Origin of the sequence: Brevundimonas sp., assembly GCF_035627055.1 — a bacterium.
GTDB lineage: Bacteria > Pseudomonadota > Alphaproteobacteria > Caulobacterales > Caulobacteraceae > Brevundimonas.
In genome coordinates this window covers 164,072-185,570 of record NZ_DASPMM010000015.1, presented here as the reverse complement: position 1 = coordinate 185,570, position 21,499 = coordinate 164,072, and the positions used below count along the sequence as shown (strand labels likewise).

General features: G+C 69.4%; 21 protein-coding genes. 11 read left to right on the top strand and 10 right to left on the bottom strand.

The window, feature by feature from the left end:
* From VEA98_RS07690 to VEA98_RS07680, 3 genes are all read left to right on the top strand, one after another.
* A partial coding sequence (locus VEA98_RS07690; protein WP_324812554.1) for a M13-type metalloendopeptidase occupies nucleotides 1-335 on the top strand: 335 nt, incomplete at its 5' end.
* Between the two features lie 139 nt (nucleotides 336-474).
* Nucleotides 475-747 carry a helix-turn-helix transcriptional regulator gene (locus tag VEA98_RS07685; RefSeq protein ID WP_324812551.1) on the top strand — a complete coding sequence of 91 codons (273 nt, stop codon included), beginning with the start codon at nucleotides 475-477 and terminating at the stop codon, nucleotides 745-747.
* Nucleotides 737-2,416, top strand: a complete 1,680-nt coding sequence (locus VEA98_RS07680) for a SulP family inorganic anion transporter (RefSeq protein ID WP_324812549.1) — start codon at nucleotides 737-739, stop codon at nucleotides 2,414-2,416. Before VEA98_RS07685 ends, VEA98_RS07680 begins: the two co-directional genes overlap by 11 nt.
* A 72-nt stretch (nucleotides 2,417-2,488) precedes the next feature.
* On the opposite strand, the gene ndk is transcribed toward VEA98_RS07680, so the two are convergent.
* Complete coding sequence (gene ndk / locus VEA98_RS07675; protein WP_324812547.1) at nucleotides 2,489-2,908, bottom strand: nucleoside-diphosphate kinase; 420 nt, start codon at nucleotides 2,906-2,908, stop codon at nucleotides 2,489-2,491.
* 134 nt (nucleotides 2,909-3,042) lie between these two features.
* Here ndk and VEA98_RS07670 point away from each other — a divergent pair, with 134 nt between their 5' ends.
* On the top strand, nucleotides 3,043-4,929 hold the full coding sequence (locus tag VEA98_RS07670) for an ABC-F family ATP-binding cassette domain-containing protein (protein ID WP_324812545.1): 1,887 nt from the start codon (nucleotides 3,043-3,045) through the stop codon (nucleotides 4,927-4,929).
* Between the two features lie 22 nt (nucleotides 4,930-4,951).
* Here VEA98_RS07670 and VEA98_RS07665 read toward each other — a convergent pair whose 3' ends face one another.
* The 4 genes from VEA98_RS07665 to VEA98_RS07650 all read right to left on the bottom strand — a co-directional run bounded on the left by VEA98_RS07665 (nucleotide 4,952) and on the right by VEA98_RS07650 (nucleotide 6,308).
* Complete coding sequence (locus tag VEA98_RS07665; protein WP_324812543.1) at nucleotides 4,952-5,224, bottom strand: hemolysin; 273 nt, start codon at nucleotides 5,222-5,224, stop codon at nucleotides 4,952-4,954.
* Nucleotides 5,221-5,514 (bottom strand): I78 family peptidase inhibitor, encoded by a 294-nt coding sequence (locus VEA98_RS07660; RefSeq protein ID WP_324812540.1) that lies wholly within the window; start codon nucleotides 5,512-5,514, stop codon nucleotides 5,221-5,223. Before VEA98_RS07660 ends, VEA98_RS07665 begins: the two co-directional genes overlap by 4 nt.
* 21 nt (nucleotides 5,515-5,535) lie before the next feature.
* Nucleotides 5,536-5,769: a hypothetical protein gene (locus tag VEA98_RS07655; RefSeq protein ID WP_324812537.1), complete on the bottom strand. Its 234-nt coding sequence runs from the start codon at nucleotides 5,767-5,769 to the stop codon at nucleotides 5,536-5,538.
* A gap of 77 nt (nucleotides 5,770-5,846) precedes the next feature.
* On the bottom strand, nucleotides 5,847-6,308 hold the full coding sequence (locus VEA98_RS07650) for a DNA polymerase III subunit chi (protein ID WP_324812534.1): 462 nt from the start codon (nucleotides 6,306-6,308) through the stop codon (nucleotides 5,847-5,849).
* An 88-nt stretch (nucleotides 6,309-6,396) separates the two neighbouring features.
* Between VEA98_RS07650 and VEA98_RS07645 the strand changes: the two genes are divergently transcribed.
* Nucleotides 6,397-6,891 carry a peptidase S1 gene (locus tag VEA98_RS07645; protein WP_324812531.1) on the top strand — a complete coding sequence of 165 codons (495 nt, stop codon included), beginning with the start codon at nucleotides 6,397-6,399 and terminating at the stop codon, nucleotides 6,889-6,891.
* 43 nt (nucleotides 6,892-6,934) lie between these two features.
* On the opposite strand, the gene VEA98_RS07640 is transcribed toward VEA98_RS07645, so the two are convergent.
* On the bottom strand, nucleotides 6,935-8,410 hold the full coding sequence (locus VEA98_RS07640; protein ID WP_324812528.1) for a leucyl aminopeptidase: 1,476 nt from the start codon (nucleotides 8,408-8,410) through the stop codon (nucleotides 6,935-6,937).
* 132 nt (nucleotides 8,411-8,542) lie between these two features.
* On the opposite strand from VEA98_RS07640, the gene VEA98_RS07635 reads away from it, so the two are divergent.
* From VEA98_RS07635 to rsmA, 6 genes are all read left to right on the top strand, one after another.
* The gene (locus VEA98_RS07635) at nucleotides 8,543-9,676 is read left to right on the top strand and encodes an LptF/LptG family permease (RefSeq protein WP_324812525.1); all 1,134 of its coding nucleotides are present in this window, start codon (nucleotides 8,543-8,545) and stop codon (nucleotides 9,674-9,676) included.
* The gene (locus VEA98_RS07630; RefSeq protein ID WP_324812522.1) at nucleotides 9,673-10,791 is read left to right on the top strand and encodes an LptF/LptG family permease; all 1,119 of its coding nucleotides are present in this window, start codon (nucleotides 9,673-9,675) and stop codon (nucleotides 10,789-10,791) included. Before VEA98_RS07635 ends, VEA98_RS07630 begins: the two co-directional genes overlap by 4 nt.
* A 44-nt stretch (nucleotides 10,792-10,835) precedes the next feature.
* Nucleotides 10,836-13,286 carry an LPS-assembly protein LptD gene (locus VEA98_RS07625; protein WP_324812520.1) on the top strand — a complete coding sequence of 817 codons (2,451 nt, stop codon included), beginning with the start codon at nucleotides 10,836-10,838 and terminating at the stop codon, nucleotides 13,284-13,286.
* A gap of 98 nt (nucleotides 13,287-13,384) precedes the next feature.
* Nucleotides 13,385-14,725 (top strand): peptidylprolyl isomerase, encoded by a 1,341-nt coding sequence (locus VEA98_RS07620; protein ID WP_324812518.1) that lies wholly within the window; start codon nucleotides 13,385-13,387, stop codon nucleotides 14,723-14,725.
* Nucleotides 14,722-15,738, top strand: a complete 1,017-nt coding sequence (pdxA, locus tag VEA98_RS07615; protein ID WP_324812516.1) for a 4-hydroxythreonine-4-phosphate dehydrogenase PdxA — start codon at nucleotides 14,722-14,724, stop codon at nucleotides 15,736-15,738. The genes VEA98_RS07620 and pdxA overlap by 4 nt, the downstream gene beginning before the upstream one ends.
* A gap of 84 nt (nucleotides 15,739-15,822) precedes the next feature.
* A complete protein-coding gene (gene rsmA / locus VEA98_RS07610) occupies nucleotides 15,823-16,635 on the top strand; it encodes a 16S rRNA (adenine(1518)-N(6)/adenine(1519)-N(6))-dimethyltransferase RsmA (protein ID WP_324812513.1) in 813 nt (270 codons plus the stop codon).
* Nucleotides 16,636-17,449: 814 nt separating this feature from the next.
* Here the strand turns inward: rsmA and gmk are convergent.
* Genes gmk through fabF form a run of 4 tightly spaced genes read right to left on the bottom strand, consistent with a single transcriptional unit; the run spans nucleotide 17,450 to nucleotide 21,450 of the window.
* Nucleotides 17,450-18,091, bottom strand: coding sequence for a guanylate kinase (gmk, locus tag VEA98_RS07605; RefSeq protein ID WP_324812511.1), 642 nt, complete (start codon nucleotides 18,089-18,091; stop codon nucleotides 17,450-17,452).
* Nucleotides 18,081-18,989, bottom strand: a complete 909-nt coding sequence (locus VEA98_RS07600; RefSeq protein ID WP_324812507.1) for a YicC/YloC family endoribonuclease — start codon at nucleotides 18,987-18,989, stop codon at nucleotides 18,081-18,083. The genes gmk and VEA98_RS07600 overlap by 11 nt, the downstream gene beginning before the upstream one ends.
* Nucleotides 18,986-20,170 carry an endolytic transglycosylase MltG gene (gene mltG / locus VEA98_RS07595; RefSeq protein WP_324812505.1) on the bottom strand — a complete coding sequence of 395 codons (1,185 nt, stop codon included), beginning with the start codon at nucleotides 20,168-20,170 and terminating at the stop codon, nucleotides 18,986-18,988. Before mltG ends, VEA98_RS07600 begins: the two co-directional genes overlap by 4 nt.
* Nucleotides 20,170-21,450, bottom strand: coding sequence for a beta-ketoacyl-ACP synthase II (gene fabF, locus VEA98_RS07590; RefSeq protein ID WP_324812503.1), 1,281 nt, complete (start codon nucleotides 21,448-21,450; stop codon nucleotides 20,170-20,172). The genes mltG and fabF overlap by 1 nt, the downstream gene beginning before the upstream one ends.
* Nucleotides 21,451-21,499: the final 49 nt, after the last annotated feature.

Sequence of the window (21,499 nt, the reverse complement as noted above, 5' to 3'; positions counted from 1 at the left end):
TCAACGGCGACCTGACCATGGGCGAGAACATCGCCGACCTGGGCGGTCTGCTGCTGGCGCTCGACGCCTATCACATGTCGCTCAACGGCCAGCCGGCCCCGGTGATCAACGGCCTGACCGGCGACCAGCGGGTCTTCCTCGGCTGGGCGCAGGTGTGGCGGACCAAGATCCGCGACGAGGCGCTGCGCCAGCAGGTCACCGTCGACCCGCACGCGCCCGGCGCCTACCGCGCCAGCGCGACCGTGCGGAACATCGACGCCTGGTACGAGGCGTTCGGCGTCCAGCCGGGCGACGAGCAGTACCTCGCTCCCGAGGCCCGCGCCCGCATCTGGTAGGCGAATCGCCGAGCGGACTGACAGCACGGCCCCGGCGGGATTTCGCCGGGGCCGTTTTCATTTGTGCGTGAGGCAAGATGAACAGGGTTGCTATACGAGCGACTGATGGTGATATTTCAAATATCATCTGAGGTATTTCATGATTACCGGCCCCCAGCTCCGCGCCGCGCGAGCTCTTCTCGGCATCGACCAGCGGGAGCTGGCCCGCCTCGCCGGCCTGTCGCCCCAGACCGTGCAGCGGATGGAAGCGTGCGAAGGCTCGGTCCGGGCCGTCGTCGACAGCTTGGAAAAGGTGGTGACGGCTGTGGCCGACGCCGGGGTCGAGATGATCGCCGAAGGCGCGCCCAGCCAGGGATCGGGCCGGGGCGTCCGGCTGATTGCGGGCAGGAAGACGGCACGCGATGGGCTCTGACTGGAAGCTGTTCCTGCCCAAGACCTTCACGGTGCTGAGGCAGGGTTATGGGTTCGCCGATTTTCGCGCCGACGGCATCGCGGGCCTGACCGTCGCGGTCGTGGCCCTGCCGCTGGCCATGGCGTTGGCGATCGCCTCCGGGGCGACCCCGGAGGCCGGTCTGGTCACCGCCGTGGTGGCGGGATTTCTGATTTCCGCCCTGGGCGGCAGCCGCTTCCAGATCGGCGGCCCGACCGGAGCCTTCGTGGTCATCGTCTATGGCGTCATCAGCAAGCACGGCTATGACGGTCTGCTGATGGCCACGCTGATGGCGGGCGCCATTCTCATCGTTGCGGGACTCGCCCGCGTCGGAAGCCTGATCAAATACATCCCGGACCCGGTCACCACAGGCTTCACCAGCGGCATCGCCGTGGTCATCCTGGCCAGCCAGATTCCGGATCTGCTGGGGCTGACAGCGGCGGAGATTCCCGCCGAGTTCGTTCCCAAGATGCAGGCCCTGTGGGCCGCTCGCGCCACGCTGACGCCCCCGGCGATCGGGCTGTCGGCGGTCTGTGTCGCCGCCATCTTCGCGATGCGCCGCTACGCCCCCCGCCTGCCCGGTTTCCTGATCGCCACCGTCGCCGCCGCCGTGGCTGTCACGGCGCTCGGCCTGCCAGTCGAGACCATCGGCTCACGCTTTGGCGAGATGAACGCCCGCATCCCCGCGCCCGACCTGTCCTTCTGGACCTGGGGCAAGGCCGCCGACGTCCTGCCCAGCGCCCTCGCCATCGCCCTGTTGGCCGGGGTGGAGTCGCTGCTGTCAGCCGTGGTCGCCGACCAGATGACCGGCCGCCGGCACCGGTCGAACATGGAACTGACGGCCCAGGGCGTCGCCAATATCGCCTCGGCGGCGGTCGGCGGCCTGCCCGCCACCGGCGCCATCGCGCGGACGGCCACCAGCATCCGCTCCGGCGCGCGCACCCCCGTGGCCGGCATGCTGCACGCCGCCTTCCTGCTGGTGTTCATGCTGGTCCTCGCGCCGGTGATGGGATTCATCCCGATGGCGGCGCTGGCGGCGATCCTCGTCGTGGTGGCGATGAACATGGCCGAGACCCACCGGTTCCGGCTGATCCTGCGCACATCGCGCGGCGACAGGGCCGTGCTGCTGGCCACCTTCGGGCTGACGGTGCTGGTTGACCTGACCGTAGCCATCGGCGTCGGCATGGCCCTGGCCACCTTCATTTTCATGCACCGGATGTCGAACCTCGCCACGCTTGAGGGCCGCGCTCCCCTGATTGACGGAGACCGGCCCGACAATGGCGAGGGTCGCTACTCTCCCAATGAAGGCCTGCCGGGCGACGTGGGCGTGCTGACCTTCCGGGGCCCGCTGTTCTTCGGCAGCGCCGGCCTGATCAAGGACGCCATGGACCGCATCGGCGCGCGCCGGCGGACCTACATCCTGCGGCTGGAGGAGGTTCCGATGCTCGACCCGACCGGCGCGCTGGCCTTCGCCGACCTGCTCGGACGCATGCAGGCGGACGACGCCGAGGTCATCGTCTCCGGCGCCGGGCACGCCGTGTTGAAGTCACTGATGCAGGCGACGCCGCGCGACCGGCTGAAGCGTGTGCATTTCGTCAAGACCTTCGCAACCGCCCGGAAGCGGGTCGAGGCCGCGCAGACGGCCGCCTGAAACAAGAAACGGCCGGCCCTCCGCTGGGAGAGCCGGCCGTGTGGGTTCGATCAGGGCTGTCGCCCGCGGCTATCAGCCGACGATCTGGTCGTCCGTGAAGAACTGTTCGATCTCGATCTTCGCGTTCTCGAGGCTGTCCGAGCCGTGCACCGAGTTCTCGCCGATCGAGAGGGCGAATTGCTTGCGGATGGTGCCGTCGGCGGCGTCCTTCGGGTTGGTGGCGCCCATGACTTCGCGGTACTTCGCCACGGCGTCAGCGCCTTCCAGCACCTGCACCACGACCGGCTCGGCGGTCATTTGCGAGACCAGCTCGCCGTAGAACGGACGCTCGGCGTGGACTTCGTAGAATTTCTTCGCCTGGGCTTCCGTCAGCTTGACGCGGCGCTGGGCGACGATGCGCAGGCCGGCGCCCTCGATCACGGCGTTGATGGCGCCGGTCAGGTTGCGGCGCGTGGCGTCGGGCTTGATGATCGAGAACGTACGTTCGGTCATGGAGGTGACTTCTTGTTGGGAGATTGAGGGTGGCGGGCTTATAGACGCGCCCTCCCTTGTTTCCAAGGCGTCCCTAACGCTCACGGCGCGGCCGTTCGCTGCTTGAGGGACGCACAGAGTTTAGCGCCCGCCTCATGCTCCAGATCACCGACCTGACCTTCAGCGCCTGGGGCCGCAAATTCCTCGAGGACGCCTCCGTCAGCCTGCCGCCCGGCTCCAAGGTCGGGCTGGTCGGGCGCAACGGCATCGGCAAATCGACCCTGTTCAAGCTGATCCTCGGCGAACTGGCGGCCGGCGGCGACGAGATCAGCCTGCCGAAGACGGCGCGCATCGCTTCGGTGGATCAGGAGCACCCCGCCACGCCGGTCAGCGTGCTGGAGACCATCCTTGAGGCCGACGTGGAACGCCACGACCTGCTGACCCGGCTGGAGACCGCCGAGCCTGAGGAGATGGGCGAAATCTGGACGCGGCTGATCGAGATCGACGCCGACGCGGCGCCGGCGCGGGCGGCGGAAATCCTCGTCGGCCTGGGCTTCGACCAGGAGAACCAGCAGCGGCCGATGTCGGAATTCTCGGGCGGCTGGCGGATGCGTGTGGCGCTGGCGGCGGCCCTGTTCGCCGAGCCCGACATGCTGTTGCTCGACGAACCGACCAACTACCTCGATCTGGAAGGCGCGCTGTGGCTCGAGGCGCGGCTGAAGAAATATCCGCACACGGCCCTGATCATCTCGCACGACCGCGAGATGCTGAACGAGGTCTGCACCCACATCCTGCACCTCGCGAACCGGACGCTGACGCTCTACACGGGCAACTACGACCAGTTCGAAAAGGCGCGGGCCGAGAAGGCCCGATTGCAGCTGTCGGCCAAGGCCAAGCAGGACGCCGAGCGCGCCCACCTGCAGGCCTTCGTGGATCGCTTCAAGGCCAAGGCGTCAAAGGCCGCACAGGCCCAGTCGCGGATGAAGCGGCTGGCCAAGATGGAGCCGGTGGCCACGACCATCGAGGAACGGGTCGCCCCCTTCATCCTGCCCTCCCCGCCCCGCCCGCTCGCTCCGCCGCTGATCCGGCTGGAGCGAGCCAATGTCGGCTATGAACCGGGCAAGCCGATCCTGCGCAATCTCAACCTGCGCATGGACCTCGACGACCGCATCGGTCTGCTGGGCGTCAACGGCGCCGGCAAGTCGACCTTCGCCAAGATGATCGCCGGCGCGCTGGACGTCGAAACCGGCGAACTGCATCGCGACCGGAAGATGCGCGTGGGCTGGTTCCACCAGCACCAGATCGAGGCCATGGACCCGACCGACACCCCGCTGGAGATCATCCGCCGGGCCATGCCGGACGCCTCGGAGAGCAGCCGGCGCTCGAAACTGGCGCAGTGGGGCCTGGGCTATGAGAAGCAGGAGACCACCGTGGCCAGCCTGTCCGGCGGCGAGCGCGCGCGCCTGCTGCTGAACCAGGTGGCGATGGACGCGCCGCACATCCTGATCCTCGACGAACCGACCAACCACCTCGACATCGACAGCCGCCGGGCGCTGCTCGACGCGCTGAACGACTACTCCGGCGCGGTCATCCTGATCACCCACGACCGCTCGCTGATGGAGTTGGTCGCCGACCGGCTGTGGCTGGCCGCGGACGGCACGGTGAAGCCGTTCGACGGCGACATGGACGACTACGCCAAATTCGTCCTGGACCGGGCCAAGCAAGCCGCGGTCAAGCCGTCGCAGGTCAAGGCCGAGGCGGAGACGAAGGCCGCCCCCGCCACGGCGCCGGCGAAGAAGAACGAAAAAAAATCAGGCCCCTCGCCCTCGACCCTGCGCCATGCGGTGAAGAAGGCGGAGGAGCGGATGGCGGCGCTGACGGGCGAGCTGGCCCGGATCGACGATGATCTGGCCAACGCTGCGATCAGCAATCCCAAGGCGCTGGAAGGGCTGACGCGGGCGCGGGCGAAGACGCAGGCGGACCTGGAAGCGGCCGAGGCCGCCTGGATGCAGGCGGAAGAAGCGCTGGCGGAGGTCGCCTGAACCGGTCGCCCGGCGTGGGGACCTAGCCGCAGTCGACGCTGCGGATGATCCCCGTCGCCTCGTCGAAGCGGACGTTGAGGCGGTCAGGCCGCAGGTCCTTGGTCGTGGGGCAGGTCGTGCAGACCACCCGGACATTGGCCCCCGCCGGGAAGCTGACCGCGCCGACATGCGTTCCGATCAGCGACCGCGCGGCCTCGGCGTCGCAGCGCTGCGGACCAGGCTGGACGGAGGTCTCCGCCACCGGCGCGCAGGACGTCAGCGCGATCGCGCCGGCGAGCAGGATTAGCGGCCTCATCCGCATTTGACCTCGCGGATGATGCCCGTCGCTTGCTCGTAGAAGATGTTCAGCCGGCTGGGGCTGTAATCCATGGTCACCGGGCAGGTCGTGCAGGTCACGCGCCAGGTCTCGCCGGCAGGCTTGGCCGGGAGCTCCGAGCGGTTGCGGCCGATGAAGCGCTGGTACTGGTCGGCCTTGCATTGGGACGGACCGTCCTCGGGGGGCGTCGGCGCCGCCTCGTCCTCCATCGGCGCGCAGGCGGCCGCCAGCAGGCCGGCGGCGGCGAGGCTGAGCAACTGGATCTTCATGGCGCGTCTCCCTGGGTGATGTCAGCCGCAGCGGACTTGTTCGATGATGTCCGTCTGTTCGTTGAAGAAGATGTTCAGCCGGTGGGGCGAGTAGTCCTCGGTCACCGGACAGGTGGTGCAGGTCACCCGCCGGCTCACCACATCGACCGGAACGGGGATGTCGGTCTTCGGTTTCCCGACCAGCCACTGCATCTCGCCGGCGCGACAGAGGTCGGTGGTCGGATTGACCCGCGGCGCGCCCACCGGCTGGCTCATCTGCGCTTCCTCGATCGCGCGGGGCGCGGGCGCGTCGGAGGCCGGCGTCTCGCAGCCGGCCAGGGCCAGCAGCGCGATCAGGCCGCCTTTTCCCAGCGCCCCTCGGGCGACTGCTTCCAGTAGGCGAGGTTCGCGCCGGCGTCCTTCAGCGTCTTCCAGCGGACCCGCGCCGCCTGCAGCGCGGTCTCGTCCCTGCCGTCGAAGATGATGAAGCATCGATCGAACCCTTTCGTATCGCCAAGCTCTGCGTCGTCCACGATGAACAGCGCCTGAGCGCCGTTCGGGTTCTCCGCGGCCTGGGTCAGCAGGATGGGCTGGCGCGCCGCCTCGGGCTCCGAGGCGCGGCCGTGGGCGAGGAAGCTGTCGTCGCGGTACGTCCAGAGACGTTCGTCGACGTCGTCGAGCAAACGCTCGTTCGCGGCGCGGACAAGCGCCCGCCAGCCCCGCTCGCGCGTCTTCTCCAGCAGGCCGGGCAACACCTGATCGAGCGTCGAGCGCTCGAGGTGGTAGAACCAGATTTCGCATCCCTCGTCGGGCATGGTTCCTCGATCCGTCGTCAGATATCGACACTCGCACCGCGTGTAGGCCTATGCCAGTCTCCCCTCCATCACAAAGAAGGGGTTCCACATGCGTCGTCTCAAACTCATCACCGGCGTGACCGCCCTCGCCCTCGCCCTGACCGCGTGCGCGACGGTCTCCGAGAATTCCGGCTATGTCCCCGACTACAGCGCCTCGCCCACCTACGGCACGGTCACGCTTTCGGCCGGCTTCCCGTCGGACCCGCGGGTGGTCTCGCTGCAGTCGGGCGGCCCGATTCCGGCGTCGAACATCTCGCCTTCGTGCGAGGGCTATGTGGCTCGCGCCCCCGACGTCCGTCTGAATTACCAGGCGGGAGACCTTCCGCTGATCCTGTCCGTCGCCTCATCGGTCGACACGACCCTGGTGGTCAACGGCCCCGGCGGCCAATGGTACTGCGACGACGACAGCGGGACGAACGGGGTCAATCCGTCCCTGCGCTTCAACCGTCCCGGCTCGGGCCAGTACGACATCTGGGTGGGCACCTATGGCAGCACCGGGACGAATTCAGCCCGGCTGCACATCTCGGAAGTCTCCAGCGAGTAGCGCCAGGAAACGCCCGGCGGGTTCCGCCGGGCGTCGCCTTCCGTCAGGACTCGTAGCTGTCCGCCACCATGCGATCCAGGGTTCGGACGCCCCAGCCGACGGCGCCGTCGGGCACGGTCGGGGACTTGCTGTCCTTGACCCAGGCCGTTGGGGCGATGTCGATGTGAGCCCACGGCACGCCGTTGGTGAAGCGCTGCAGGAACAGGGCGGCGGTGATCGAGCCGCCGGCGCGGCCATTGCCGGTGTTCTTCACATCCGCGATCGGGCTGTCGATGTGTCGCTCGTAGGCGGCGGGGATCGGCATCCGCCAGGCGTTCTCGCCGACCTTGGGGGCGGCGGCGAGGAAGTTGTTGGCCAGTTCGTCCGAGTTGGAGAAGACGCCGGCGTATTCGAGGCCGAGGGCGACGATCATGGCGCCCGTCAGGGTGGCCAGGTCGAGCATGAATTTCGGCTTGAACCGCTCCTGGGTGTACCAGAGGCAGTCGGCCAGCACGAGGCGGCCCTCGGCGTCGGTGTTCAGCACCTCGACCGACTGGCCGGACAGGGACATGACCACGTCTCCGGGCCGCTGGGCGGCGCCGTCAGGCATGTTCTCGACGAGCCCGATGACTCCGACGGCGTTGACCCTGGCCTTGCGGCCCGCCAGGGCGTGCATCAGGCCGGTCACGGCGGCCGAGCCGCCCATGTCCCACTTCATGTCCTCCATGCCGTCCGCCGGCTTGATGGAGATGCCGCCGGTGTCGAAGCAGACGCCCTTGCCGACGAAGGCGATGGGCTGGTCGCCCTTCTTGCCGCCGTTCCATTTCATGATGGCGACCTGGCTGTCGCGCACGCTGCCCTGGCCGACGGCCAGCAGGGTGCGGAAGCCGAGCTTCTCGAGCTCCTTCTCCCCGAGGATCTCGACCTCGAGGCCGAGTTTTTCCAGCGCCTTGACCCGGCGGGCGTACTCTTCCGGGTAGAGGACGTTGGCCGGCTCGCTGACCAGATCACGCGCGAACTCGACCGCTTCGGCGACCGGCGCCAGCCGGTCATAGGCGGCCTGGGCGGCCCTCACGTCGGCGGCGACGACCTTGATGGTCTCGATCGACGGCGTCTTCTCGGGCTTCAGCGTGGTGCGGTATTTGAGGAAGCGGTAGCTGGCCAGACGGGCCGCAAAGGCGGCGCGCGCGGCCTGGTCGGCGCTCAGGGCGTGGGCGTCGATGGTCAGCGACGTCGCGCCCGACAGCTTGACGGCGTGGTAGGCGGCGCCGGCGGCGGCCTCCAGCGCCAGATCGTCGAATTTGGCGGGGTCGCCGGCTCCGGTCAGGACCACCGTCGCGGCGTCCACGCCGGCGGGCGCGGCGACGAGCAGGGTGCTGTTCGAGCCGCCTGTGAAACGGCTAGCGTTCATCGCCCGGGTCAGGGCGCCCGAGGCGGCCGCATCGAGCTGTCCGCCCGTGCCATGCAGGACCCGACCCTCGTGAACCAGGACGGCCAGCGCTTCGGCTCCGCCGGCGGACGCAACGAACTCGATCTTCATGGGCTACTCCAGCCGGGATTAGGCGTCCCGGTCGTGCTTACAAGGGTCGCGCGCGGCGCCTGTCGCCGATGCGCGGGGATGTGTATTAGAGGCGTTCCCGCCGCCGCCTGCAACGGGCGATTTCCTCCGTTTATGACGCTGATTCAAGGCTATCTTTTCCGCCAGATCGCCCGACCCGTCGTCGGAGCGTGCGCCGCGCTGGCCGGAATTGGCATCCTGAGCCAGAGCCTCGATCAACTCGAGGTTATCGTCGAGCGCGGCCAGAGCGTCTGGGTCATGGTCAAGCTGACCCTGCTCGCCGTTCCTCAACTTCTGGCGGTAATCGTTCCGATCGGCCTGTTCGTCGGCGCCCTGATCGCCCTGACCCGGCTGCAACGCGAGCAGGAATTGACCGCCGTCTTCGCCTCGGGCGTCACCCGCTGGTCGGCGATTCGGCCCGCCGTGCGCATCGCCGCCATAGCCGCGGTGCTGACCCTGATCGTGACCACCGTGCTGCAGCCGTGGGCGCAGCGGCAGGCCCGCGCCGAGGCCTTCGCGGTGCGCACCGACCTGGCCGCCCTGCTGGTCGAGGAAGGGCGGTTCGTTCAGGGGCCGGAAGGCCTGACCGTCTATGTGCAGCAGATCGAGCAGAACGGGCTGCTGAAGAACATCTTCATCTACCAGGCTGAGGACGACCGGGTGACCACCTGGGACGCCGCCGAGGCCCGGTTCTCGCGCATTGACGGCGAGCCGATCCTGACCCTGATCGACGGCTCGTGGCAGCGCTATTCCAGCCGCGGCGTGCTGGAGCACCTGTCGTTCGGCCGCCAGGACGTGCCGCTGGGCCAGTATTCGGAGGTGACCGACACGATCCGCTACAAGCCATCGGACCTCTATCTGACCCAGCTGCTCAATCCGTCGCCGCAGGATCTCGAGCGGGTCGGGTCCGCCGGCGAGCTGAGGGCGGAGGCGCACTCGCGGCTGTCAGCGCCGCTGTATGCGCTGCTGGCCATGGCCATGGCGTTGTCGGCCATCCTCGGCGGACAATTCAGCCGCACCGGCTACAGCCTGCGCATCGCCCGCGTCGCGGCCGCCTTCCTGATCATCCGCATCGTCGGCTACGGCGTGGTCGCCGCCAGCGCGTGGAACGGCTGGCTGAACGTGTTCCAGTATCTGCTGCCGATCGTCGGCACGGCCGTGGCCCTGCGGCTGCTGTTCCGGGCCCTGAAACCCCGTCGGCGGCGGTCATGGCCAGCGTTCGAGCGGCTGAGGGCGAGATTCGCATGAGCGCCGCGGACACGCCCCCCTCGCGCCTCCGCCTGGGCCGGATCGAGCGCTATGTGCTGGTCCAGCAGGCGCGCTCGCTGGCGATCGCCCTGGGCGTCATCGCCGCCCTGATCATGCTGATCGACTTCGTCGAGATCTCGCGCGGGGTCGGCTCGGACGTCGACCTGTCGGGCGTGCGCATCCTCGGCCTGATGCTGCTGAAGTCGCCGCAGGTGATCATCCAGCTGCTGCCGTTCGTCTTCCTGTTCGGCACCCTCGCCGCCTTCGTCGGCCTGAACCGGCGCAGCGAGCTGATCGCCATGCGGGCGGCGGGGCTGTCGGCGTGGCGGTTCGTGCTGCCGGCGGCCGGCGCAGCCTTCCTGTTCGGCATCGTCACGGTGACGGCGCTCGGCCCCCTCGCCGCCTCCGGCGACGGGCTGTTCCAGCGGGAACGGACCCGGCTGTCGGGCTCGACCGAAGCGCCCCAGGCCGTGTGGATTCGCGAGGGCGACGACACCCGCCAGATGGTCATCCGGGCCGAGCGGCAGGACCGGACCAACGCTCGCCTGCTGGGCGTGACCTTCTTCATCTACGCCAACGACGGGGGGGGTCACCGCACCTTCCGTGAACGGATCGACGCCGCCTCGGCCTCGCTGAGCGCCGGACGCTGGCGACTGGTCGACGCGGTGGGGGCCCAGATCGGGCAGCGGGCGGTGCGGTACGAGACGCTGGACCTGCTCTCCAGCCTGGCCGACGACGAGGCGTTCGAGCGTTTCGCCCGGCCCCAGTCGACGCCCTTCTGGTCGCTGCCGGGCCAGATCGCCCGCGTCGAGGCGGCCGGTTTCTCGAGCACCGCCTATCGCCTGAGGCTGCAGCAGCTCCTGGCCACGCCGCTGATGTTCGCGGCGATGTCGATCCTGGCGGCCGCCTTCTCCCTGCGCCTGATGCGGCTGGGCGACCTGGCCCGCATGAGTCTGGCGGCGGTGGTGCTGGGCTTCGGCTTCTTCTTCGTCAACCAGGCGGCGTCGGCCTTCGGCTCGGCCGAGGTCATCCCGCCCTGGCTGGCCGCCTGGCTGCCGCCCTTGCTGACGGCGCTCGCCGCCTTCACCTTGCTGTTCTATACCGAAGACGGCTAAGCGAAGCCCCGCCCGTCGTCCCGCCGTCCATCGAGTGAGCCTGAATGCCGCGTGACCGTCGCGCCGAAACAGGAGCCCTGCGCCTCCGGCTTCTCGCCGGCGCGGCCGCCGTGGCCCTGGCGTCGTGGAGCGGCGCCGCCCAGGCCCAGCAAGCCCCAGCCGCGCCCGTATCGGGGCCGCAGACCGGCCCCGACGGGCTGACGCCCGAGGCCGTCTATGTGGACGCCGCCACGGTCTCCCGCGACGGCGACGTGATCTCCGCCGCCGGCGGGACCGACCGGGTCCTGGCGCGGTTCCGCAACACCAGCCTGCGCGCCGGCCGGCTGACCTATGATCTGAACGCCGGCGTGGCCACAGCCGACGATCGCGTCGAATTCGTCGACCCCGACGGCAATGTGGTCTTCGCCAGCCACCTGGAACTGGACTCCGATCTGAAGGCCGGCGTGGCCGTCGACTTCGCCACCCGCTTCCGCAACGGGGCTAGCCTGATGGCGGCGACAGCGGTGCGGCGCAGCGAGAATGTCAACGAGCTGAACTACGCCCTGTTCACCCCCTGCCCGATCTGCGACGCCGAGGGGAACCCCAAGGAGCCCAGCATCGCCATCCAGGCGGAGAAGGTGGTCCAGGACGAAGACCTGCGGGCGGTGCTCTACCGCAATGCGGTGTTCAAGGTCGGCGGGGTTCCGGTCTTCTACCTGCCCTGGTTCGCCCACCCGGATCCCACCGTGGAGCGCGCGTCGGGCTTCCTGGTGCCTATCCCAAGCTATGACGAAGGGCGCGGATTCAGCCTCGAGGTTCCCTATCTGCAGGTCGTCTCGCCGTCCGAGGACTGGCTGATCAGCCCGCAGATCAACAGCCGGGTCGCGCCCCTGCTGAACCTGCAGTGGCGCCGCCGGTTCGCCGACGGCGCGGTCGTCCTGCGCGGCGGCTACACCTATGAGCGCAATTTCGGCGACTTCGACCTCGACGGCGACGGCGACGCCGAGAGCAACGTCAAATTCGGCGACCGGACCAGCCGAAGCTACTTCCTCGGGCATGGCCGGTTCGATCCCCAAGGGCCGTGGCGCTGGGGCTTCACGGCGGAACGGACCTCGGACAAGACGCTGTTCGACCGCTACGACGTGCGCGACCCCTATCAGGACAACGGCCTCTACTACGGCGACCAGCGCCGGCTGATCAGCCAGATCTACGCCGAGCACCAGACCGACCGGTCCTATGTCTCGGTGGCCGCCTTCACCTTGCAGAGCCTGCGGGTGGCCCGCTTCGACCCGGTGACCCCGGCCCTCAACGAGTTCGAGGACGACGGGGCCCTGCCCATCGTTGCGCCGCTGATCGAGGCGCGGTGGGAGCCCGACGGCCCGGTTCTTGGCGGGCGGCTCCGCCTGCGCGGATCGGCGGTGTCGCTGTATCGCGACGCCTATGTCGGCAGTCCCGTGCTGAGGCCGGAAATCACGCCGGCGGGGCCGACGACCGGGCTGCGGGGCGTGGACAGCCGCCGCGTCTCGGCCCAGGTCGACTGGCGCCGGACGATGATCTCGCCCATCGGCGTGCGCTGGGAGCCGTTCGTCGACCTGCGCACCGACCTGTATTCGGTCGGCGACCTGCCGCCGCCCATGGGCCTGGAGGAAGAGGCGATCACGCGCGGGCGGGCCACCGCCGGCGTCGACGTGAGCTATCCGCTGATCCGGCGCTTCGGGACGGCCGACATGATCCTGGAGCCGATGGCGCAGCTGTCGATCTCGACCGATCCGGACCTGGACCCGCGCATACCGATCGAGGACAGCCAGACCGTCGAACTGGACGAGAGTTCGCTGTTCCGTGTCGACCGCTTCCCCGGTTACGACCTCTACGAAGGCGGCCTGCGCCTGACCACGGGGCTGCGGACCACCCTGCGCTGGGACGAGGGACGCCAGGCCAGCCTGTTCATCGGCCGCAGCCTGCGCGCCGACGAGGAGCCCGCCTTCCTCGTTCCCGTGCCGGACGCGCCAGGCCAGCTCTATGATCCGTCGGGACTGGCGTCCGACACCTCGGACTGGGTGGTCCAGGGGGATTTCTCGCCGTCGGATCGCATCCGCGGCTGGGGACACGCCACGATCGATTCCAGCGGCAACGTCAGGCGCGCCGAGATCGCCGTCGACGGCCGCTGGGGCCGGCGCAACCTGGCCACGGTCAGCTACATTATGGATCGCTCCAATCCGCTGGCGGGGCCGAACAACCGCAACTACGAATTCCTGCAGTTGGCGGGGCAGCAGTTCGTATACGGAAATTGGGGCGTGGCCTTCTCCGGCATCGCCGACCTGGAACGCACGCCACGGCCCGGACAGCCCGACCCCGGTTATCTGGTCCAGTCGGAAATCGGCCTGCTGTTCGACGACGATTGCTTCCGGTTCGAGCTCGGATGGCGACGGGACAATACGAGCGTGAGGCCGTCCGGCCCGTCCGAAGGCCCTTATGTGCGCCTAACCCTCGCCACTTTCGGCGGTACAGGATATTGACGGGGCGACGGGCGCCGGCCGGCGTGCGATTTCGGTTGCGCGCAGGTCGCCAGAACCGGGCTCGAACCGACGGCGCCGCTTGAGGAACCAGGACTGACATGCGTTTTCAGCGTTATTTGACGGGCGTGGCGATCGCCGCCCTCCTGGCCGGATCGGCCGTGGCCCAGACCGCGCCACAGCAGCCGGCGGCCGCGGGTACGCTGAACCCTGCGGCCGAGCAGGCGCCCCCCGCCGCGCCGGCCCCGGCTCCCCAGTTCCAGATGGCCGACGGCGTTCTGGCGACCGTCAACGACAGCGTCATCACCGGTTTCGACCTGAGCCAGCGCATGCTGCTGCTGATCGCGATGACCCAGGTGCAGCCGACGCCGGAAAACATCCCCGCCATCCAGCAGGAAGCGCTCAACGCCCTGATCGACGAGCGGCTGCAGCTGCAGGAACTGGCGAACTACGAGGATCTCAAGGTCACGGACGAGGAGGTCAACCAGGAGATCGCCGCGATGGCCCAGGAGGTCGGCGCGACCCCCGAAGCCTATCTGTCGTACCTCGAGGCGGGCGGCATCCGCCCGCAGACTCTGCGCGAGCAGGTCCGGACCCAGATCGGCTGGCAGCAACTGGTCGGCGGCCGGTTCCAGGGCCGCGCCCGGGTCAGCAAGGGCGCGGTCGACGCCGCCCTGCGCCAGCTGTCCGAGGCCGCGACCAAGAAGCAGTACCTGATCGGCGAAGTCTACATCGAGGCGTCCCGCGTAGGAGGTCAGCAGGCGGCCATGAACGGGGCGGCCCAGCTGGTCCAGCAGATGGTCCAGGGCGCGCCGTTCCAGGCGGTGGCCCAACAGTTTTCGGCCGCGCCGTCGGCCTCGCGCGGCGGTGACGCCGGCTGGGTGGTCGCCGGCACGGTCAACCCGATCCTGCAGGCCGCCATGGATCAACTCGAGGTCGGCCAGCTTTCCCGCCCGATCGCGGTCGAGGGCGGCGTCTACATCATCTACATGCGCGACAAGCGCGACGGGGCCGCGGCGAGCCTGGTCCAACTGAAGCAGGTCATGATCGAGATGCCGGAGACCGCGACGGAGGCGGAAGTCGCCGCCGCGGCGCAGCGTCTTGAGGCCCTGAGGCCGCAGCTGACCTGCGATACCATGCTGCAGCGCGCGACGTCGGAGCAGGGCCTGCTGGGCGCCGACCTCGGCGAGGCCGATGTCCAGAATCTGACTCCGCAGTTCCAGCAGGTGGCGCGCTCCGCCGCGGTCGGGACGATCAGCACCCCCGTCCGCACCCCGCTGGGCCTTCACTTGGTGGCCGTTTGCGGGCGCCGCGCCGGCGGGGTCGAGGCTCCGGATCCCCGGGCGGTCGAGAACCAGCTGTTCCGCCAGAATCTGGCCAACCTGGCCCGACGCTACATGCGCGACCTGCGGGCCGACGCCCTGATTGAGTATCGGCAGTGACAGCCGGCCCGCCGCTGGCCCTGACCATGGGCGAGCCGGCGGGCGTGGGACCCGAAATCATCGCCCGCGCCTGGGCCGCGCTGAAGGGCGGCGACGGGCCGGCCTTCGTCGTCGTCGGCGACGCGGCCCTGATGCGCGCCCAGGGCGTCCCGGTGCAGACCGTCACGGCTCCGTCCGACGCGCCCGCGACGTTCGGGCTCGCCCTGCCCGTGCTCGACACCCCCCTGCCCGCGCGGGTCGAGCCCGGACGTCCTGACGCCGCCAATGCGGGAACCGTCGCCGACTGGATCGAGCAGGCCGTCAACCTGGCCATGGCCGGAGAGGCCGGCGGCGTCGTCACCGCACCGATCGCCAAGGCCCCGCTGTACGCGGCCGGCTTCCGCTTCCCGGGACACACGGAGTTCATCGCGGAGCTCACCGCCGACGCGCCGTTCAGCGGTGTGCGCGGACCGGTGATGATGCTCACCGCGAAGGACCTGCGCGCCTGCCTGGTCACCATCCATTCGCCGCTGGCCGATGTTCCGGAGCTGGTCACCGCCGAGCGGGTCGCCCGCACCGCCCGGGTGGTTCACGAGGCGATGCAGCGCGACTTCGGCATCGCCCGTCCGCGGCTGGCGCTGGCGGCGCTGAATCCCCACGCCGGCGAGAGCGGCGCCCTCGGCCTGGAGGAGATCGAGGTGCTGATGCCGGCAGCGGCGGCGCTGCGCGGCGAGGGGCTGGCGATCACCGATCCCCAGCCGGCTGACACCCTGTTCCATGACGAGGCCCGCGCCGGCTACGACGCCGTGCTGTGCCTGTATCACGACCAGGCCCTGATCCCGGTCAAGACGCTGGACTTCTGGGGCGGCGTCAACGCCACCCTGGGCCTGCCGGTGGTGCGCACCTCGCCCGATCACGGCACCGGCTTCGACATCGCCGGCAAGGGCGTGGCCCGGGCCGACAGCCTGATCGCGGCCCTGCGCCTGGCGGGGGAAATGGCGGCGAAGAGGGTGAAAAGGGCTAGTGGGTCGTGAGAAGTTGACGCATCTGGACGGCATCCTGATCGGGCGTCGCCCCGCCCACGACTCACGACCTACCAGCACTGGCTCTCTCACTCCGTGACCGACCTCCCGACCCTTCGCGAAAGCCTCGACGCCCACGGCCTCTCGGCGAAGAAGAGTTTCGGGCAGCATTTCCTGCTCGACCTGAATGTGACCCGCAAGATCGCGCGGCTGGCCGGGCCGTTCGAGGGGCGCAGCGTCATCGAAGTGGGCCCGGGCCCCGGCGGGCTGACGCGAGCGCTGCTCGAGAGCGACGCCGGCAAGGTCGTGCTCGTCGAGAAGGACCCGCGCTTCCTCCCGTTGCTGGCGGAACTCGACGACGGCTCCGGGCGAGTGGTCATCGTCGAGGGCGACGCGCTGAAGGTGAGCGAGGCGGACCTGGTCGAGGGGCCGGCGCACATCGTCTCCAACCTGCCCTACAACGTCGGCACGGCCCTGCTGATCAAATGGCTGACGGGGCCGTGGCTGCCGCACGCCCTGACCCTGATGTTCCAGAAGGAAGTAGCCGAGCGCGTGGTGGCCGCCCCCGGGGAGGACGCCTACGGCCGACTGGCGGTGATCAGCCAGGCGGTCGTCGACGCCCGCATCGTGCTCCACCTCCCCGCCGCCGCCTTCACTCCACCGCCCAAGGTGGCGAGCGCGGTGGTCCACCTCGTCCCGAAGCCGGACCGGCCCAACCGGGAAACGCTGAAGCGACTGGAGCGGGTCACCGCGGCGGCCTTCGGCCAGCGCCGCAAGATGCTGCGTTCAAGCCTCAAGCCGCTGGGCGGGGCGACGCTGTGCGAAGCGGCCGGGATTGACCCGGAGGCGCGGGCCGAAACGGTGGACCTGGCGGGCTTCCTGCGGCTGGCGGCGGCGTTGGAGCCCTGAGGACGCACCCTTACCGGGCCAAGCCCAACAAACTGTCCTTCAGTCTTCGGTCGGCCGAAGATCCGGGCGGACGCAGCGACCAAACAGGACGGTGACGTGGCCGGACTCGTTCCACATCATCTGGAACGGCCCCCGTCATCCCGGGGGCCGGCACGGTAGACGAAGTTCGAGGTCGGGTCGTCCTGGAGGACCGGCGCGCCGTCGCGCATCGAGATGAAGATATGGTCCGGGTGTCCCTCGACCGTCTGGGCGCCGCGGTCGCCCCCCCGGGTCCAATCGAAGCCCTGCCCCACGCGTATGCCCATGCGGAAGGACGATGGTCCCAGCTGCCCGGGTTGAACGGCCCAGGGTTCCTGCCAACCTGCCGCATAGCGGGTCTCGACCCCTTGTTCATACGTGCAGTGGAGTGGGAACTCGCCCGGCCACCCGGACGCGGTCGGCGCCTGCACGGGCTGGGTCGCCAGAACCAACGCCACAATCCCACTGATCGACATGCCGTCCTCCGATTCACAGGGCGAACCAGCGTGCGAGTACAGGCGCAGGGCCGTCAAGCTTGCAAAGCAGACGAAAGCTGACGAACGCGTGCGGCCCAGCAAAAAGGGCCGCCCCCTTTCGGAAGCGGCCCCGCATTGTTCAGCCTGTGACGGCTTCGGCTTAGGCGCGAACCCCCGCCAGAGGGGAGGTCGCGTTCATGGACCGGGCCGCGCGCGGCGTGAGACAATGAGACATTCGACCACCTCCTTTCGTTGTTGAAACAGTGCGTTGGAGATAGGACCGCCGGCAGGAAGTTCAAGACCTTGCCCGTCCGACGCGTTCAGACCACCTCGTTCAACAGCGCCGACTTGTAGGCGTCGACCCAGGTGTTGCGGAAACGCTTGGAGCGTTCGGCGTGATAGATGTGGGCCAGCTCGGCGTAGGAGCGGTCGAAGTCGTCGTTGACGAAGACGTAGTCGAACTCGCCGCAGTGCTCGATCTCGCCCTTGGCGTTCGCGATGCGGCGATCGATGACCTCTTCGGCGTCCTGCGAGCGGGTGACGAGGCGGCGGCGCAGCTCTTCGAGGCTGGGCGGCAGGATGAAGACGCGGACGGCGTCCTCAGGGCATTTGCGGGCGATGTCGCGCGCGCCCTGCCAATCGATGTCGAAGAGGACGTCACGGCCCTCGGCGAGGGCGCGGTCGATCGGAGCGCGGGGGCTGCCGTAGCGGCTGCCATGGACGTCGGCCCATTCGAGGAAGGCGTCCTCGTCGATCAGGCGCTGGAACTCGGCGTCGTCCACGAAATGGTAGTCGCGGTCGGCGACCTCGCCCGGGCGGATGCCGCGGGTGGTCATGGAGACGGACAGTTCGAGGCCCCCGTGGTCGGCCATCAGGCGGCGGCACAGGCTGGTCTTGCCCGCGCCGGACGGGCTGGCGACGATCAGGAGGACGCCGCGGCGGGGCGTGCGTTCATTCGACATTCTGGACCTGTTCCCGCAGCTGCTCGATGACGGCCTTCAGTTCGAGGCCGATTCCGGTGAGCGCCGTGGTAGCCGATTTCGAGCAGAGGGTGTTCGCCTCCCTCATGAATTCCTGCATCAGGAAGTCGAGTTTTCGCCCGGCGGGGGGTTGCTGCAACAGCGTGCGGGCCGAGGCGACGTGGGCGGTGAGGCGGTCGAGCTCCTCGCGGACGTCGGCCTTGGTCGCGAGTGCGGCGGCCTCGAGGAAGATGCGGTCCTCAAGACCGGGGGCGTCCGGGGCCAGTTCGCTCATGCGACGGGTGAAGCGCTCGCGGATCGCCTCGACCTGGGCGGCCGCTTCGTCTTCGGCGGCGGCCACGAGGGCTTCGATGCGGCCGATGAAGTCGGTGATCACCGGAAGGAGCTGAGAGCCCTCGCGGTCGCGCGAGACCTTCAGCGCCTCGAAGGCGGCCTCGATGGAGGCGGCCATGGCGGCCTCGACGGCGGCCCGGGCCTCGGCGTCTTCCTCTTCCTCCGGGGCTTCCAGAACGCCGCGCAGGGCCAGCAGGCCGTCGGCCGAGGGCGGGGCAGCCCCCTCCTCCGCCAGCCGATTGGCGAGCGTCAGATAGCGGGCGAGGATGTCGTCATTGACCTTGAGCGCGGCGGCGCCCGGATCGGCGCGTTTGCCCTGAACGCCGAGCGTGACCTGGCCGCGCGAGAAATGCTTCTGGGCCGAGGCCTTGGCGGCGCGCTCAAGGCTGTCGAAGCCCGAAGGTCCGCGGAAACGGACTTCCAGATTGCGGCCGTTGACCGAGCGGGCCTCGACCGACCAGGTCCAGCCGCCGTCCGCGCCTTCGGCCCGGCCGAAGCCGGTCATGCCGGAGATTTGGCCGGAGATTTGGCCGGAGATCTGGCTCATCGCGCCGGAGCCGCCGGGGCCGACGCCGCCTGCGGAACGCGGATGACCTGGGCGCCGGGCGGCACGACGACGCCGGGCGGAAGGGCGGCCGGGTCGGGATGGGCGTTGGGCACGGTGGGGACCGTGCCGGGGACCGGCGGCGGCGGACTGCCGGGGGGCAGGCCCGCCTTGCGCCGCTCGACCTCGCGCCAACGGGCCACGTTGGCGAGGTGCTCCTCATAGGTGCGGGCGAAGGCGTGGCCGCCGGAGCCGTCGGCGACGAAATACAGCTCGTTCGACGGCGGCGGGTTCAGCACCGCGGCGATGGCCTCGCGGCCCGGGTTGGCGATCGGCGTCGGAGGCAGGCCGTCGATCTGGTAGGTGTTCCAGGCCGTCTGGCGCTCCAATTCCGAGCGGCGGATGCCCCGGCCGAGCGGGCGGCCCTGGGTCAGGCCGTAGACGATGGTCGGATCGCTCTCCAGACGCATGCCGATGCGCAGCCGGTTGGAGAAGACGGCGGCTACCCGCGGCCGCTCGGACGCGACGCCGGTCTCCTTTTCGACGATGGAGGCGAGGATGACCGCTTCCTCGGGCGACTTGACCACGGTGCGCGGCGAGCGGGCCGCCCAGAGGCGGGCGAGGTTGTCGGCCTGGGCCGTGGTCATGCGGGCGATGACCGAGGCGCGGGTCTCGCCCCGGCTGATCTCGTAGGTGTCGGGCCACAGGGAGCCTTCCTCCGGCGTGGTGACGATCTCGCCCGTCAGGAGGGGCTGGCGCATCAGGATGTCGACCGCCTGGGCCGAGGACCACCCCTCGGGCAGGGTGACGTAGTGGCGGACCACCTTGCCCTCGACCAACAGCACCAGGACGGCGCGCAGGGAGGCGCGGTCGGGCACCTCGTATTCCCCGGCGCGCAGTTTGCGATCGGCGCCGGTCAGGGTGGCGGCGGCCTTGAACATGTCGGTCGAGCGGATCACGCCGGCCGCTTTCAGATTGGCGGCGATGGCGTTGACCCCGGCCCCGCTGGGCAGGGTGACGATGGTCGTGTCGCCTTCGCGCGCGGCCGGCCCGGGGGCGTAGAAGACGCTCCAGCCGGCGATGATGGCGACGATCAGGAACAGGCTGAAGGTGGCCGAGGCGGCCAGCAGGGCCGTGGCCCGCCCGGATTTCGGAGCCCCCGCTCCCCGAAAGCGGCCGAACATCAAGCGACCTTCTTGAAGATGACGCTGGCGTTGGTGCCGCCGAAGCCGAAGCTGTTGGACATGGCGACGTCGATCTTCATCGGCTCGCCCTTGTTCCGGACCATCTTCAACGGCGTCTCACGCTCGGGATTGTCGAGGTTGATGGTCGGTGGGGCGATCTGGTCGCGGATGGCGAGGATGCAGAAGATGGCCTCGATGGCCCCCGCGGCCCCCAGCAGGTGGCCGGTCATCGACTTGGTCGAGGACAGGGCGACGTTCGGGGCGTGGTCGCCCATCAGCCGTTCGATGGCCCCGGCCTCGATCCAGTCGGCCATGGTCGAGGTGCCGTGGGCGTTGACGTAGTCGATGTCCGAGACGTCGATGCCGGCCCGCTTGACCGCCATCTGCATGGCCCGGTAGCCGCCCTCGCCGTCCTCGGCCGGGGCGGTGATGTGGTAGGCGTCGCCGCTGAGGCCATAGCCGACGACCTCGGCGTAGATGGTCGCGCCGCGCGCCCTGGCGTGCTCGTATTCCTCCAGCACCACGATGCCGGCGCCCTCGCCCATGATGAAGCCGGAGTGGTCCTTGTCCCACGGCCGCGAGGCCTTTTCGGGCTGATCGTTGTAGGCGGTGCACAGCGCCTTGCAGGCGAGGAAGCCAGCGATGCCGATGGGCACGATGGAGCTCTCGGCCCCGCCGGCGACCATGACGTCGGCGTCGTCGAGCATGATCATCCGGGCGGCGTCGCCGATGGCGTGGGCCCCGGTGGCGCAGGCGGTGACGACGGAATGGTTCGGGCCCTTGAGGCCGTGGCGGATCGAGATCTGGCCCGAGGTCAGGTTGATCAGGGCCGAGGGGATGAAGAAGGGGCTGACCCGGCGCGGACCCTGCTCCTTGAGGATGATGGCCGTGTCGGCGATGGGGCCGAGGCCGCCGATGCCCGATCCGACCATCACGCCGGTGCGCTGGCGCTGCTCCTCGGTTTCCGGCTTCCAGCCGGCGTCGGCCAGCGCCTCGTCGGCGGCGGCGATGGCGTAGACGATGAAGTCGTCGACCCGCTTGCGGTCCTTGGGCGACATGACCTTCTCATGGTCGAACACGCCGGGCTGGCCGGGCGCGCCGCCGCCGCGGCCGTCCACCGACGGAATCTCGCCGGCGATGGTGCAGGCGTAGCCCTCGGTGTCGAAGCTGGTGATCGGGCCGATGCCGGAACGGCCCTCGACGATGCCCTTCCAGTTGTGTTCGACGCCCCAGCCGAGGGGGGTGAGAAGGCCGAGGCCCGTGACGACGACGCGGCGCATGCGCGCTCCTTCACTCAGAATCTTGACCACAAACAGTAATGGCCGCCGG